The following is a 15,450-nucleotide window of genomic DNA, read 5'->3' on the forward strand; positions in this document are numbered from 1 at the left end:
CCGAGAGGGCCGGCTCGCCTATTCCGCCGCCTGCTGCATGCCGCTGGGGGACGGGCGGTCTGGACCTTCGCCCGAGGGGAACTCGGTCACGCGCTTCCACGTCGTGTCCTTGTCCGCCTCCTTCTCCGCTTTCGGCGGCGCCTCGGCGGCCACAGGCGCCGCCGCGGCATGCCCGGCCCCGGTAACGCCGTGTTCGTCCGAGGCGTTCGGGCTCAGCATCCAGCCGAACACCCGGCCGACGAGATGGCTGAGATCGTCCATCAGCGTGTAGACCGAGGGGATGAAGACCAGCGACAGCACGGTCGAGACGAGCAGGCCGCCGATCACCGCGATCGCCATCGGCGCGCGGAACTCGCCGCCTTCGCCGGATGCCATCGCCGCCGGCACCATGCCCGCCGCCATCGCCAGCGTCGTCATGATGATCGGCCGGGCGCGCTTGCGGCCGGCATCGATGATCGCGTCGTGCTGCGGCATGCCGTGCTTCTCCTGCTCCACGGCGAAGTCGACCAGCATGATCGAGTTCTTGGTGACGATGCCCATCAGCATCAGGATACCGATCACCACCGGCATGGAGACGGCCGTGTGGGTGAGGAGGAGGGCGCCGACGACGCCGCCGACCGAGAGCGGCAGCGACGCGAGGATGGTGATCGGCACGAAGACGCTGCCGAAGAGGAGGATCAGCACGACCAGCACCATCATGATGCCCGCGCCCATGGCCGAGGCAAAGCCGGTGAAGACTTCCGCCTGGATTTCGGCGTCGCCGACCTCCTGCATGCGCACGCCGGCCGGCATGTCGGTGACCGCCGGCAGGGTCTTGATCCGCTCGCTGCCCTGGCCGATCTCGTAGCCCGGCATCATCGAGGTGCCGACCTTCACGAGGCGCTCACGGTCGTAGCGGTCGATGGTCGAAGGGCCCTGGCCGAAGCCGATGTCGGCGACGCTTTCGAGCGGCACCGAGGCGCCGGTGCCGGTGAGGACGCGAAGGTTGCGGATCGTCGCCAGATCGTGCCGCGCGGCCTCGGCCAGCTCGACGCGGATCGGCACCTGGCGGGTGCCGACGTTGAACTTGGCAAGGTTCGCCCCGACGTCGCCGATCGTCGCCACGCGCACGGTCTCGGAAATGGCTTCCGGCGCGATGGCGAGATCGGCCGCCTGGTCGAGGCGCGGCCGGATGCGGATCTCCGGCCGGGCGAAGGAGGCCATGGCCGACGGGTTGGAGAACATCGGATCGCGCCGCATCTGGCTTTCGAGATCCGCGGCGACTTCCGCCACCGCCGGGCCGTCCGAGCCCAGAATGCCGATCGACAGTTCGCGCTCGCCGCGGTCGTTGACGTAGAAGGAGCGGATGTCGGGGATTTCCGCCAGCTTGGCGGCGACGACGGGTTCGAGATCGCCCTGGCTGCGCGTGCGCTCGAACTTGCGCACGAGATTGATGGTGATGCCGGCGCGGCGGATTTCCAGTGTGCCGGTCGGGCTCGCGCCACCGACCACGAGGACGCTGCGCACTTCCGGCAGTTCGCGGATGCTGGCGACGACCTGGTCCGTGACGGCCATCGTCCTGTCCAGCGTCGAGCCGGGCGGCAGTTCGAAGGAGACGACGATGCGCGAGGCATCCTCCTTCGGGATGAAGCCCGTCGGCAGGTATTTGATGCTGTCCATCGCCCAGAAGAACAGGCCGACGCCGACCGCCAGCGTCACCCAGCGCATGCCGAAGGGAACGCGCACGCGCGTCCGCTCGCCGTCCGGGCGCCGGCGCCTGAACGGCGTCCAGATCCAGAAGGTGTGCATCGTGCCGCGCAGGAAGCGCGTATAGGCGCGCATGACGAGGCCGTCATGGTGCTCGGCCGGGTGCGGCATGGCGATGTAGGCGAACAGCGCGGCGACGATCAGGGCGCCGCCGGCGATGGCCAGGGCATATTCCTTCGCCTGGTCCAGCGAGACCGGCGGCAGGGTTGCCGCGTAGCTCCGTAGGGTTTCCACCGCTGCCGCGCTGCCGAGATCGGCCTCCGGCAGTAGGGCGAGGCCGAACAGTGCCACGATCGCCAGCGCGGCGGGAATGCCGAACCAGACGAGCCTCTGTCCGAACAGCCGCCAGAAGCCGGGGCCGGTGGTGGCGTGCGGGCGGAAGAAATAGGCCGCCAGCATGGGCGTGATGAGGCGTGCCACGAGCAGCGAGAAGAACACCGCCACCGCGACCGTCAGGCCGAACTGCTTGAAATACTGGCCGGCGACGCCGGGCATGAAGGACACCGGCGCGAAGACGGCGATGATCGTCATGGTGATGGCGATGACGGCGAGGCCGATCTCGTCGGCCGCCTCCATCGAGGCGCGGTAGGGCGGCTTGCCCATCGCCATATGGCGTTCGATGTTCTCGATCTCGACGATGGCGTCGTCGACGAGAATGCCGGTGACGAGCGTCACGGCGAGAAGGCTGACGAGGTTCAGCGAGAAATCCATCATCGACATCGCCCAGAATGTCGGGATGGCCGCGAGCGGCAGGGTGATGGCGGCGACCGCCGTCGCCCGCCAGTCGCGCAGGAAGATCAGGACGACGATGACGGCGAGCAGCGCGCCCTCGACCAGCGTCTCCATGGCGGATTCGAAATTGCCGTAGGTGTAGGTGACGCTGTCGTCGATCTTGGAGAAGACGACGTCGGGATACTGCGCGGCGAGCTCGGCGACCTTCTCCGACGTCGCATCGGCCACGGTCGTGTCGCTGGCGCCCTTGGCGCGGTAGATCGAGAAAGCCACCACCGGCTCGCCGTCGAGGCGCGCGAAGGAGCGCGGCTCCTCCCAGGAATCGACAACCTCGCCAAGCTCCGACAGGCGAACCTCGCGGCCGCCGGCAAGGTAGATCCGCGTCGCGGCAAGGCCCGCCACGGTATCGGCGGCGGCGAGCGTCCGGATCGCCTGCTCCTGGCCGCCGAATTCGCCGCGGCCGCCGGACAGGTCGACATTCGTCGCCCGCAGCTGCGCGTTGATGCCGGCGGCGGTGACGCCGAGGGCCGCCAGCCGGTCCGGATCGAGCCGCACCTGGATCTCGCGTTCGACGCCGCCGACGCGCTCGACCCGGCCGACGCCCTTCAGCCCCTGCAGCGCGCGCACGACCGTGTCGTCGACGAACCAGGAGAGCTGCTCCGGCGTCTTTCCCGGCGAGGAGGCAGCATAGGTGACGATCGACTGGTTCTCGACCTCGATGCGCTGGATGATCGGCTCGTCGATCGTCCGCGGCAGGTCCATCCGGATCTTGGCGATGGCGTCCTTGACGTCGTTCAGCGCCCGGTCGGTGTCGATCTCCAGCCGGAATTCGGCCGCGCTCACCGATTGCCCGTCGGTGACCGTCGAGGTGATGTGCTTGATGCCGGAGACGCCGGCGATCGCGTCCTCGACCTTCTTGGTCACCTGCGTCTCGAGCTCGGACGGGGCCGAGCCGGACTGCGTCACGGTGACGGCGATGACCGGCACGTCGATATTGGGAAAGCGCGTGATCGGCAGCGTGAAGAAGCTGACGATGCCGAGCGCCACCAGCACGACGAAGAGCAGGATCGGCGGGACCGGATTGCGGATCGCCCAGGCGGAGAAGTTCCAGTTCATCCCTTCGCCTCCGGTTCCAGTTCGACGGCGGTGACGGCATCGCCGTTGCGCACGAAAGTACCGGCCAGCGCGACGACGCGCTCGCCCTCCTTGATGCCCTCGGTGATCTCGATGTCGCCGCCGCTGGCGATCCCCGTCTTCACCGTTCTCGTCTCGATCGTGCCATCGCGCACGACCTGGACCAGGGCCTTGTCGCCATCGACCACGACGGCGGTCTGCGGCACGGTGACGCCGCTGCTGCGGGCGGTCTCGACCGTGCCGCGGGCGAACATGCCGGTGCGCAGCATCGGCGAGGGATCCAACGCGATCAGGACGCGGCCGAGCCGCGTCGTCTCGTCGACCTTGGGCGAGACGAGACGGACATGGCCGACGACCGGCTCGGTGGAACCGGCGAGCGTGACGCTGACGGCCTGATCCTTGCGCAGGGAGGCCAGCACCGTCTCGCTCACCGCCGCGTCGAGCTCGATCAGCCCGTCGCGGGCGATCTCGAACAGGCCGCCGCCGGCGACGGAGGCGATCGCGCCGAGCCGGGCGGAGCGCGACAGGATCAGCCCATCGGTCGGCGCCTTGATCTCGGCCTTGTCCTTCTTCAGTTGGATCTGCTGGCGCGTCGCCGCGAGCATCGCCTTGTCGGCGACGGCGACGGCGACGCCCTGGCGGGCGCTGGCGAGTTGCGCCCGCGCGCTCGCGGCGGCCGAGACGCGCTGCTCCAGAACGTCCTGGCCGACGATGCCCTTCTCGGCGAGCGGGCGGGTGCGCGCCAAGGCGGCCTCGGCCTCGACCGCCGTCGCCTCGGCCTGGGCGATCTGGCTCTCCGCCTGGGCCTTGGCGGCATCGGCACGGATCAGCTGCGACTCGTTCTGGGTGAGGTCCGTCTCGATGAGGTCGGTCGACAGGCGCGCCAGGACATCGCCGGCCGAGACCGTGTCGCCTTCGTCGGCGAGCAGCGCCTCGATCCTCAACCCGTCGACGTCCGCGCCGACCATCACCGTCTCGCGCGGCACGAGCGTGCCCGTCACGCTGATCGTGGCAACGAGTTCGCGCACCGTGGCGGGGACGACCGAAACGCTCGGCGCCGGCGGGGCGGCATTCGTCGCGGCCGCCTCCTGCGCCATCGCCGGCGCGGCGCCGACCAGCACGAGCACCGTCAGGAGGGGCGCTGTCAGGAAGGGCAGGAGAATCCGAAAGGGACCGGACATGTTTTCCTCAACCGTCTGCGGATCGTTCCGCCATGCATGTTACATCGCCATCCCTGCGGAATGACGTCAGTTCGGCGCCCCGCGCCGAGGCTCGCCGAAAATGCCGGCAATGCTGCGGCGCAGATACCGCTCGATGGATTCCAGACTGATCTCGGGTTCGATCTGCAGGCGCATCAGCAGCCCGTCACCGAGGGCAAACAGCACGAAGAGCGCGTTCTCGAGGTCGATGTCGGCGTCGATCTCGCCGTCCGCCTGCGCGGTTCTGAGGCTGGCCATGAAGGCGGTCCGCACTTCCTTCTCGACCTCGTGGAAACGCTTGCCGACCGCCGTGTTGCGTATGCTCTCCGAGCAGATCTCGACCATCAGGCCGCCCGTCGCCGGATCGCGCGTCGTGCGCAGATAGTCCATGGCCACCGCGGTGATGCGGTCGACGATGCTGCCGCCGCCGGCCAGCGCCTGCATGCAGGCGGCCGCCTGGATCCGCTCCTCCTCAGCGATCGCCTCGATGATCGCATCCTTGGAGGGAAAATAGCGGTAGAGCGCGCCCGGGCTCATCTGCGCCTCGGCGCAGATCTGCTGCATCGATGCGCCGTGAAAGCCCGAGCGCGCAAAGCACGAACGGGCCGCGCCCAGGACATGGAGGCGGCGCTGGTCGTGGGCGGAGACCGGCTCGGAATCGATCAGCTGAAACACCACTTCTGGCCTCGCGGCGGGGTAGAGAGCGAATGATCGTTCTCATATACCCGCAGCGACCGACGGTCGAGTCCCCGCGGTCGCCCTCATCAGGCGAGACAAGGGTTCCCGTTTCAACGCCCGCACTGCCGGGTTGCCGATGATAGCGCGAGGATCGTCTGCTGCGATCTGCGGTATGGCGCCGGGGCGCGGTGGCGAGCCCGCGCGCTCAGCCGTGCCCTTGTCCGCCGCGAGGGCGGGCGGCTCCAGCAATCCGGTGTTATCGGAAGATGGAGGCGAAGCGATCGATCGGATTGTTCGACATGCGGGCGACGACCACGAGCTTCCGGATCTCTCCGCGGTCGTAGGCCGCGAGGAACCGCTTGTAGTCCTTGATCGAAACGCAGCCGTTGGAATCGCCGCCCTTACCCAGCATGTAGGTGTGGGCGAGCAGGCCGTTGCGGTTGTGGATCGCCTTCTGGCCGCCGACCGGATGCAGGCGGATCGCCCGCACGCCGTGGAAGAGGCTTTCGCGCAGAGCCAGGTTATAGGTATGCGGTGGGGTGGCGCCGCGCATCTTCTTGTGCACGAAGCTCGGATCGTCGCGCAGGGCGCCGAGGCCCGAATGCGCCTCCAGTTTTTCGCCGTTCGGCAGATAGACCATCTTGGCGCTGATGTCGTAGACCGCGACGCCCCGGCTGGGCCGCACGTTGGCGCTGCGGCCGATCGGGATGCCTTCATCCTCGTCGCCGGCGTCCGGGCGGGCATAGGCAAGAACGGGCGCCGCGCTTTCGCGTCTGGTCTGCGCGGACCGAACGGCGGCCGCGATCGGGTTCTTCATCCGGTGCCGCGGCCGGGCGCTCGGTACGGGAACCAAGGTTTCCAGCACCGCCTCCGGCGTGCCGGCCATGGCCGAGGATGGCGTAGACGGCTCCAGCATCGCCAGTTGCACGGGCACCTCTTCGGCCTTGGCGACTGGCACGGGTTCGGCGGTCGTCGTGTTTGCCACCAGCACTGCAGGCGCCGGGACGGGCAGAGCGAGTGCGATCGTCCGGCTTTCCGTCAAGGCGAGGCGGAAGGCGGCCGACGGGCGGAACGACGTGGCGCCGGGCGCAACCGGCACGAACAGCCGATGCGGCAGGCCGAGCGCCAGCTTCTGATGGCTGCCGCGCTCGGCAACCCGCGTTTCCCGCACGGGGCGGGGAATGGGCAGCGGCGCGGCCGCGACCGTCCGATGCGCCGGCTGCGCCAGCCGCGACGCTTTCGGGTTCGCTGCGGCGACGCGCGGAAGGGCAGGAGCCGGCGTGCCGCGTGACGCAAAGGCGGGATCCGTCTGCATCGGTCCGGGCGCGGCGAGGGCGACCGTCGGCAGGTGCTGGACAAAACCCGTTCCGAGCACAGCCGCGAAGGCGCAGCCGATAGCGAGCGCCAGCACCAGCGGAGCCCGGCCCCGCTTCAGGGGGCGCGCTCCCGCCCGGACGCTGCGGGGCGCCGTCGCCGGGGAGGGGGCAGTCGCGTCGGCGGGAGAAGTCATGGGATCAGCCAGGCTTGAGTCGGGAACAGGTCGCGCATCGGTCGGCAGGTCTGGTCGAGCCGGAACGCCGCCGCCGATTTCCAAAGTCGCAGCTTATGGTTACCAACCCGTTGCCCTCGCCGGCCGGCCCGTCGGCACGCGGGAACAGCGGGATTGGGCCGGCAGGCGAAGCCGACAGCGACGGCCGGCCTTCCTCACATTAAACTTGACGAACTGACTCCAAATATTGTTTCGAGCACTTCTGAGCGCGGCATGGAAGGATCATCGTGGACAGCAGGTCTTGAGCGCGTCCCCCTCGCGGGCTTTTCCGGTTCCCGCCCAAGGGACAAGCTGGGGCGAACGGCCCGATATGCCCGACCCTCGTCGGCGTGCTCTCGTCTCGGGTCTGCTGGCCGCCGCCATCCTGTCGCGGGCCGGGCCCGCACGAGCGGCCGCGCTCCGCGTCGCGACCCTCGACTACGCCCTGGCCCAGACGCTGATCGTGCTCGGCTGTCCGCCGATCGCGATCAGCGACCGGCGCGACTGGGCGAAGTGGGTGCTCGAGCCGGCGCTCGCGCCGGGCACGGTGGATCTCGGCGCCAGTCTCGATCCCAACATGGAACTGCTCGCCGCCCTTCGCCCCGATCTCATCCTGACCACGGACTATGTCGGCCCAACCGAGGCGCGGCTGTCGCGGATCGCGCCGGTCCGGCGCATCACGATCTATTCGGAAGGCGGCTCGCCGCTGCCCAAAGCCATCGCCGCGACCCGCGAAATCGGCGCGATCACCGGCCGGTCGGCGGAGGCCGAGCGCTATCTGGACGAGACCGAGCGCTTCTTCGATGCCTGCGCGACGCGCGCTCTGCCGTTTCGCGGCCGGCCGGTCGCGATCCTCTCCTTCATCGACGAGCGCCATGTCCGCGTCATGGGGCGGCCGGGCCTCTATCAGGATGTGCTCGACCGGCTCGGCCTTCGCAACGCCTGGGAGGCGCCGACGAACTTTTGGGGGTTCTCGACCATCGGCCTGGAGGGGCTGGCGGTGATCAGCGACGCCTTCGCGGTCGCCGACTATCTTCCCGCCGAGGCCGCCGCGACCCTGCCGGACAGTCCCCTCTGGCGTCAGCTGCCTTTCGTGCGGAACGGGACAGTACCCGTCCTGCCGTCCGTGCTGGTGTTCGGCGGCGTGCCGTCGGCGCGGCGCTTCGCCAGTCTGCTGCTCGACATGCTGGAGCAGGCCGCGTGACCCCGGCCGTGCCGGCCTTCGGCACTTTCGCCCGGATGAACGGGCCGGCGCTTTTGGCGCTGGCGTTGGCTCTTCCGGCCCTCGTTCTCGCCGTCGTCCTCGTCGGCCCCGATCTCCCGGCGCTCTGGCGCGACAGCACAGAGGGCTACGATCCGCAGCGCCTGGTGCTCCTGTATGCGACCCTGCCGCGTCTGGTGATGGCAGTGATGTGCGGCGGCGCGCTGGCGGCGGCCGGCGCGCTGCTGCAGCAGGCGCTGCGCAATCCCCTGGCCTCGTCGACCACGCTCGGCATCGACGCGGGCGCCCGTCTCACCCTGGCGCTCGCCACCCTGTTTGCCCCGGCCCTCTTCGGCTGGGGACGCGATCTCGTCGCCCTTCTCGGCTCGTCCCTGGCGGCGGCGCTGGTTTTCGCGCTCGCGCGCCGACAGAATTTCGCGCCCGTGCCGCTGGTGCTCTCCGGTCTCCTCGTCGGGCTCTATTGCGGGGCGCTCGCCTCCGTCCTGACGCTGATCGACAGTCGCTGGCTGGTCAGCCTGTTCATCTGGGGCAGCGGCTCGCTCAGCCAGCAGAGCTGGACGCCGGCGGCCGATCTCGCCCTGCGGCTGGCGATCGCCGCACCCTTCGTGCTTCTCCTGCTCCGTCCGCTGTCGCTGCTCGAACTCGGCGACGAGGCGGCGAGCGGGCTCGGCCTGCCGGTCGCCCGCCTGCGGCTGGGCGCCGTCGCGCTCGCCGTCGCCTTGTCGTCCGTCACCGTCAGTGCGGTGGGCGTGATCGGCTTCGTCGGCCTGGTGGCGCCGATCATGGCGCGGCTGGCCGGCGCGCGCGATTTTCCCGCGCGTCTCCTGTGGTCCGCCGTGATCGGGGCGTCGCTCCTGCTCCTCACCGATCTCCTGGTCCAGTTCGCTGCCGGCGCCTCTTCCGATCTCGTGCCGACCGGTGCCGTCACCGCGCTGCTCGGCTCGCCCATCCTCCTCTGGCTGCTGCCGCGGCTGCAGGCCGCGATGCAGCCCCCGGTTGCCCGGGCGGCCCGCCCGACGCTGAGCGGGCGCGGGAACCGATCGCGCGTCGCCGCCATCGCCGTGGCGCTGGGCCTCGTCCTCCTCTTCGCCGTCGCCCTGTTCCTCGGGCGGGCGCCGGATGGGGGATGGTCCTGGCTCGGCTCCTCGGACATGGCGTCGATCCTGCCCTGGCGATGGCCACGGACGCTCGCCGTCGCGGCGGCCGGCATGCTGCTGGCCACCGCCGGCTTCGTGCTTCAGCGGTTGACGGGGAACGAGATGGCCAGTCCCGAAATCCTCGGCGTTAGCGCCGGCGCGACCTTCGCCGTCGCCATCGCTTTGTTCGCCGCCGGCACCCTGTCGCCGGGCGGCACGCTGATCGCCGCCTTCGCCGGGGCCCTGGCGACGCTTCTCCTCATCCTGCTGCTGGGGCGCCGCTCGGGCTATGCGCCGGAGCGCATGCTCCTCGCCGGCATTGCGATTTCGGCGCTGCTCGATGCGGTGATCGGGGTTCTGTCGGCCACGGGCGATCCGCGCGCCGTGCAGCTCCTGTCCTGGATGGCGGGGGCCGCCGCGACGGTGGAGCCGTCCGGCGCGCTCACGGCCGCGGCTGCGGCGGCGCTCGTCCTGGCCTTGGCCGTTCCGACGGGGCGACCGCTGGCGCTTCTGGCGCTCGGATCGGCGCCGGCCGCGAGCCTCGGCCTCGACGTCAAAGCGAGCCGCCTGTTTCTCCTCGCCCTCGCGGCGCTGGCGACGGCGGCGGCGACGCCGGTGGTCGGTCCCCTGACCTTCGTCGGGCTCATCGCCCCCCATCTGGTGCGCCTCGTCGGCGTGCGGCAGGTGGGGTCGGCGCTACTGCTGAGCGCCGGCACGGGGGCTGCCATTCTCGTCGCCGCTGACTGGGTGGCGCGCGTCGTCGCCTTTCCGTTTCAGCTTCCCACCGGCCTCGTCGCCTCCCTGGTCGGGGCGCCCGTTCTCTTCTGGCTCTTGCAAAGGCGTCTGCCATGAACCTCGTCCTTCCCGTGCCGACGGGCGCGGACGCCGCACTGCCGGGTTTCGAACTCGATGCCGTGCGCTTCGATGCGGGCGGTCGCACGATCCTCTCGCCGCTGACGCTGTCCTTCCGCGCGGGCGAGATCACCGGACTCGTCGGCCAGAACGGCTCGGGCAAGTCGACGCTCCTCAAGCTGCTGGCCCGCCAGAACACGCCCACCAGCGGAGCGATCCGGTTCGAGGACCGCCCGCTCGGCCAGTGGGGCACGCGGGACCTCGCCCGCCGCGTCGCCTACCTGCCGCAGGATCCGCCCGTCGGGACCGGGCTGAGGGCCCGCGAACTGGTGCGCCTCGGCCGCTATCCCTGGCATGGCGCGCTCGGCCGCTTCACCGAGGCCGACGCCGCCAAGGCGGAAAGCGCGATGGACCTGACCGGCACGCTCCAATTCGCCGACAGGGACGTCGACACCTTGTCCGGGGGAGAACGCCAGCGGGTCTGGCTCGCCATGCTGGTGGCGCAGGACGCCGGCTGCCTTCTCCTCGACGAGCCGATCTCGGCCCTCGACGTGGCGCACCAGATCGAGGTGCTGGCGCTGATCCGGCGCCTCGGTCACGAACGCTCGCTCTGCGTCGTCGTGGTGCTGCACGACGTCAACATGGCCGCGCGCTTCTGCGACCGGATCGTGGCCCTGCGCCAGGGGCAGCTCGTCGCCAACGAACCGCCGGCCCGCTTCATGTCGGCTGCGGCCCTGGCGAGCGTCTACGACGTCGAGATGGAAGTCCTGCCGCGGCCGGGTTCGGCGATCGGCGTCGCGGTTCCGCTTCTCTCGCCCGCCGAAACCCTTCAGGGCGCGGAGGCGGCCCACCATGCCGGCACCGACGCGTCCGGCGGCTGACGGCCGAGGCGCGACGACGCCTTCCTCCCGGCTGCCTCAGGCCGAGATGCGGAAGGCGACACGGACGGCGCGCGAGACGGCGATCGGCAGCATCGTCATGTGGGTTTCGCCGGGATAGGTCTCGTAGGCCACGCGCGACCGCGGCAGGTCACCAAGCCGCGCCGCCATGGCCTGTGTGAGCGCCAGGGTCTGGATCGTCCGGGCGTGATCGAGACGCTTTTCGGTGTCCTCGCGGCCGTACTGGAACGGCGCCAGCGCCTCGCCCTCATGTTCTCCCGCGGACAGATGGACCTCGACGTCGCTGTCCCGGGCCGCGCCGGCGAACCGCTTCTCGCTCTCCAGGAGCAGGCCGTCCTCCCAGTAGACCGTAGGGCTGGCCGCGACGAAGCGCGAGAATACCTGAGAGCCCGAGAACAGGACATGCAGGGCGAAGAGCCCGCCGAAGGAGTGGCCGAACAGGGTGCGCCGGATGGGATCGACGGGCGCCAGGGCGCCGACGAAGGGCAGCGCGACTTCCTCGATGAAGCGGAGAAACCGATCAGCGCCGCCGGTGAGGACCGCCGGCCCGCCCTCGGCAAACGGTGGGTAGGACCGGCCGGGCGGCGGCGACAGGTCGAAGGAGCGGCGCAGGGGATCGTAGGCGTCCTCGCAGGGATAGCCGATGGCGACGATGATCCCCGGCTGCACGTCCGTGCCGAGGGGATAGGCGGACTGGACGCGGAGCGCGTCGACGGCCGTCGCGATCACGGCATTGCCGTCGGTCATGGCGAGAAGCGGCCACCCGCCGTCCGGCGCGTCGCCGGGCGGGATATGGACGAAGAGCCGCCAGACCGCGCCATCGGGGCCGTCGAGGTCGGCGATGCGCGTGTTCGGCAGGCACACAGCACTTCCGGTTGACCATTGTTGGAAAGGATCCAAATCCTGTGTCCTATTTATCTCAGTTTCGGGCTTTTGCTGCCACAACGCTGGCAGCGTGATTCCGCCCGCGAGGGCAGGTCTCTGTTTCCGCTTACCTTTGTCACGGGGAGGTCCGTCGTTCCCTCGTGGCCCTTCGGCAACAAATCTTGACTCGCCTTATCATGTTTTCCTAGGGCTGTCGGCAAGCTGCTTCATGCCGAATTCCCATAGGACCCGTTGCACCATGTCGCCATCCCTTCGCCTGACCCATTTCCTGAGTGCGACGCTTCTCAGCTGTTCCTGTCTCACCGCGGTCGGAACCCAATCGGCCTCGGCGCAGGACGCGATCGTGCTGGATGCCGTCACGCTAGAAGGCGGCAGCGGAGCTGAAACCGCGGGCGACGGAGAGGGCGGCGGGCTGCAGGCGGACGGCTTTGTCGCCAAGGCAGCGACGGTGGCGACGAAGACGGACACGCCGCTGAAGAAGGTGCCGCAGACGGTCAATGTCGTTTCGCGCCAGCAGCTGGAGAACCGCAAGGTCCAGACCCTGAAAGAAGCGCTGGGCTACACCCCAGGCGTCCGGGTCGGTGCGTTCGGCTTCGATCCGCGCTTCGACAGCTTCTACATCCGCGGCTTCGACGTGACCTACAACGGCGTCTATCGCGACGGCCTGCGCGAGATGACCGGCAACTTCTCGATCTTCAAGACCGAGCCCTATGGCCTGGAGGGGATCAGCGTCCTGAAGGGGCCGAGCTCCGTCATCTACGGCGGCGGCTCGCCGGGCGGCATCGTCAATCTCGTCTCCAAGCGCCCGACCGAAGCGCCGTTCCGGGAGGTCGAGACGCAGATCGGTTCCAACAACCGCTATCAGGCGAGCTTCGACGCCTCGGGCCCGCTCGGCGGCAGCGACAACGTCCTCTACCGCATTACCGGCCTTGCCCGCGACGCGGACACCGAGCTGCGCAGTGCCTCGGATGACCGCATCTTCATCGCGCCGGCCCTGACGATCCGCTCCGACGACCGGAACACTGTGCTCACCGTTCTCGGCGAGTACATGGACTTCAAGACCGGCGGCAACGCCTCCTATGTCAACGAGAACGGCAAGATCACCGGCCTGGAATCGGGCGATCCGGCTTTCGGCGACTTCGACGGGCAGCAGAGCCGCATCGGCTACGAGTTCGAGCATCGCTTCAACGAAACCCTGACGGTGCGCCAGAACCTGCGCATCGCCCATATCGATGCCGACGTGAAGTACACGCAGATCGGCGCCATCTCGGCCGACCGCCGGACGGCGTCCCGCACCGCCTGGCGGATCGTCGACGAGCTCGATTCCTTCGTCGTCGACAACCAGGCAGAGGTCCACGTCGACACCGGACCGGTGAAGCACACCCTGCTGGGCGGCCTCGATTATTCCTACGTCGACGTCGACGACAGCTACGGCTTCGGCCCGGCGCCGGATCTCGACCTCGTGAACCTGAACTATGGCGAGCAGGCCATCGCCACGCCGGGGCTGAATCTCGTTTCCACGACGACGCAGCAGAGCCAGACCGGGCTCTACCTGCAGGACCAGCTGGAATATGAGCGCTTCGTGCTGACGCTCGGCGGACGCTACGACTGGCTGACAGCCAAGAACTTCGACTATATGAGCGCGCTCAGCACCGAGCAGGACGACGAGAAGTTCTCCGGGCGGGCGGGCCTGGCCTATCTCTTCGACAACGGCATCTCGCCCTATGTCAGCTATTCCACCTCCTTCGCGCCGACCATCGGGCGCAGCGCCACCGGCGCGACGTTCCAGCCGACCGAGGGCGAGCAGGAGGAGATCGGCATCAAATACGCGCCGGACGACCTGAACCTCGCGGTCAACGCGGCCCTGTTCCGGATCGTTCAGACCAACGTCCTGGCGCAGGATCCGGACAATCTCCTCGGACAGATCCAGCGCGGCGAGGTCGAGTCCCGAGGCTTCGAGCTGGAGGCGACGACCAGCCTGATGACGGGGCTCAACCTCACCGCCGCCTACACCTATCTCGACATGGAGATCACCCGGGGTAACAACGAGGGCATGTTCCCCTCCGGCATTCCCGAGCATCAGGTCTCGATCTGGAGCGACTATACGGTGCAGGGCGGAAAGGCCGAAGGGCTCGGCTTCGGCGCCGGCCTGCGCTTTGTCGGCGAGAGTTTTGGCGACGACGCCAATACGTACAAGAACGACTCCCGCATCCTCGTCGACGCCTCGCTGTCCTACGACTTCGGCAAGGCGAACCCGAGGTTCGAGGGCGTCAGCGCGCAGATCAACGCCAAGAACCTCTTCGACAAGCGCGATGCGACCTGTTCTTCGGGCTATTGCTACCTCGACGAGGGCCGGAACGTCATCGGATCGATCCGCTACCGTTTCTGAGGCTGAAACGGAAAAGCCAGTCGCTCCCGCCGCTAGCTGCGGGCGGGGGCGGCGTGCCGGGCCGTGACGGCGGGAACGATCTCCTCGGCGACCAGGCGGTGCAGATCGTCCTTGTAGCCGGTGCGGGCGGACGGGCTGTTCTCGTTCGAGGTAATCGCCACGGTCAGAGCGAGATCGGGAATGACGTAGATCATCTGGCCGCCATAGCCCCAGCCGTAATGGCCGACATGGCCGCCAAAATCCCGTTGGAACCAGCCATAGCCATAGGGCTCGCCGGAGAAGCGAGAGCGCGTGCGCGGTTCCCAGGACTGGGCGATCCACGCCTGCGGGATCACCTGCGTGCCGTCCGGGCTGCGGCCGGCATTGCGGTAGAGCTCGCCGAAGGCCAGGAGCGCGGTCGGCGTCATCGCCATCTGGTTGCCGCCGAGATAGATCCCCTGCGGATCCCGCTCCCAGTCGGCGATCGTCACGCCTGCCGGCTTGCCCAGCCAGTCGCGGGCGAGGGCCAGCGTGCTCTTGCCGCTCGCGCGGGTGAGGATGGCGGAGAGAAGATGCGTCGAGCCGGTGGAATAGAGCATCGACCCGCCGGGCTCGTCGACGAAGGGCACGGCCAACGCGGCGCGCACCCAGTCGCGGCTGGAAATCCAGGCGCCGTAGTTCGGCCCCGACGTGCGCTCCAGGCCGGCCTGCATCGACAGGAGATTGCCGATCGTCACCTCGGCAAGCCGCGGGTCGGGATTGGCCGGGAGCTTGTCCTTCAAGAGCGGCGCGATCTTCTGCTCCGTCCCGGTCAGGACGCCCTTGTCGATGGCGATCCCGACGAGCGCCGAGACGATCGATTTGGAGGCCGACTTGATGTTCGTCGGCGCCGTGGTCCGGTGGCCGCGATATCCCTCGTCGAGCAGCACCTCGCCGCCCACCGACACCTGCAGGGTATTCAGCGGCTGCAGCGACCGCGCCGCTTGCGACGCACCTGACAGCAACGCGACCTTCTGGTCGACCGACTGCGCAAGGGCCGGCGCGGTCATCGGCCCGACAAGGGCCAGCCCC

The 15,450-nt window shown here is 69.1% G+C and carries 10 protein-coding genes; 4 read left to right on the plus strand and 6 right to left on the minus strand.

Translation table 11 applies throughout. The features are described from left to right. Positions 1 to 18: 18 nt before the first annotated feature. The 4 genes from IEX88_RS08875 to IEX88_RS08890 form a co-directional block, all read right to left on the minus strand. Complete coding sequence (locus IEX88_RS08875) at positions 19 to 3,594, minus strand: efflux RND transporter permease subunit (protein WP_188850214.1); 3,576 nt, start codon at positions 3,592 to 3,594, stop codon at positions 19 to 21. Further along, complete coding sequence (locus IEX88_RS08880) at positions 3,591 to 4,793, minus strand: efflux RND transporter periplasmic adaptor subunit (protein WP_244639973.1); 1,203 nt, start codon at positions 4,791 to 4,793, stop codon at positions 3,591 to 3,593. The genes IEX88_RS08875 and IEX88_RS08880 overlap by 4 nt, the downstream gene beginning before the upstream one ends. Positions 4,794 to 4,859: 66 nt before the next feature. After that, complete coding sequence (locus IEX88_RS08885; RefSeq protein ID WP_244639975.1) at positions 4,860 to 5,486, minus strand: TetR/AcrR family transcriptional regulator; 627 nt, start codon at positions 5,484 to 5,486, stop codon at positions 4,860 to 4,862. A 259-nt stretch (positions 5,487 to 5,745) separates the two neighbouring features. Beyond that, positions 5,746 to 6,999, minus strand: coding sequence for a tlde1 domain-containing protein (locus IEX88_RS08890; protein WP_188850215.1), 1,254 nt, complete (start codon positions 6,997 to 6,999; stop codon positions 5,746 to 5,748). 349 nt (positions 7,000 to 7,348) lie between these two features. Between IEX88_RS08890 and IEX88_RS08895 the strand changes: the two genes are divergently transcribed. The 3 genes from IEX88_RS08895 to IEX88_RS08905 are packed head-to-tail and all read left to right on the plus strand — an operon-like array spanning position 7,349 to position 11,108. Beyond that, positions 7,349 to 8,221, plus strand: a complete 873-nt coding sequence (locus IEX88_RS08895; protein WP_188850216.1) for an ABC transporter substrate-binding protein — start codon at positions 7,349 to 7,351, stop codon at positions 8,219 to 8,221. Continuing rightward, on the plus strand, positions 8,218 to 10,227 hold the full coding sequence (fhuB, locus tag IEX88_RS08900; protein WP_308423839.1) for a Fe(3+)-hydroxamate ABC transporter permease FhuB: 2,010 nt from the start codon (positions 8,218 to 8,220) through the stop codon (positions 10,225 to 10,227). Before IEX88_RS08895 ends, fhuB begins: the two co-directional genes overlap by 4 nt. Then, a complete protein-coding gene (locus IEX88_RS08905; RefSeq protein WP_188850217.1) occupies positions 10,224 to 11,108 on the plus strand; it encodes an ABC transporter ATP-binding protein in 885 nt (294 codons plus the stop codon). The genes fhuB and IEX88_RS08905 overlap by 4 nt, the downstream gene beginning before the upstream one ends. Before the next feature lie 36 nt (positions 11,109 to 11,144). On the opposite strand, the gene IEX88_RS08910 is transcribed toward IEX88_RS08905, so the two are convergent. After that, on the minus strand, positions 11,145 to 11,990 hold the full coding sequence (locus tag IEX88_RS08910) for an alpha/beta hydrolase (RefSeq protein ID WP_188850218.1): 846 nt from the start codon (positions 11,988 to 11,990) through the stop codon (positions 11,145 to 11,147). 259 nt (positions 11,991 to 12,249) lie between these two features. Here IEX88_RS08910 and IEX88_RS08915 point away from each other — a divergent pair, with 259 nt between their 5' ends. Further along, positions 12,250 to 14,400: a TonB-dependent siderophore receptor gene (locus tag IEX88_RS08915; RefSeq protein WP_188850219.1), complete on the plus strand. Its 2,151-nt coding sequence runs from the start codon at positions 12,250 to 12,252 to the stop codon at positions 14,398 to 14,400. Positions 14,401 to 14,432: 32 nt separating this feature from the next. Here the strand turns inward: IEX88_RS08915 and IEX88_RS08920 are convergent, their stop codons facing one another. Next, positions 14,433 to 15,428, minus strand: coding sequence for a serine hydrolase domain-containing protein (locus tag IEX88_RS08920; protein WP_244640011.1), 996 nt, complete (start codon positions 15,426 to 15,428; stop codon positions 14,433 to 14,435). Between the last annotated feature and the right edge of the window lie 22 nt (positions 15,429 to 15,450).

It is taken from the genome of Aureimonas glaciei, from assembly GCF_014643375.1.
GTDB lineage: Bacteria > Pseudomonadota > Alphaproteobacteria > Rhizobiales > Rhizobiaceae > Plantimonas > Plantimonas glaciei.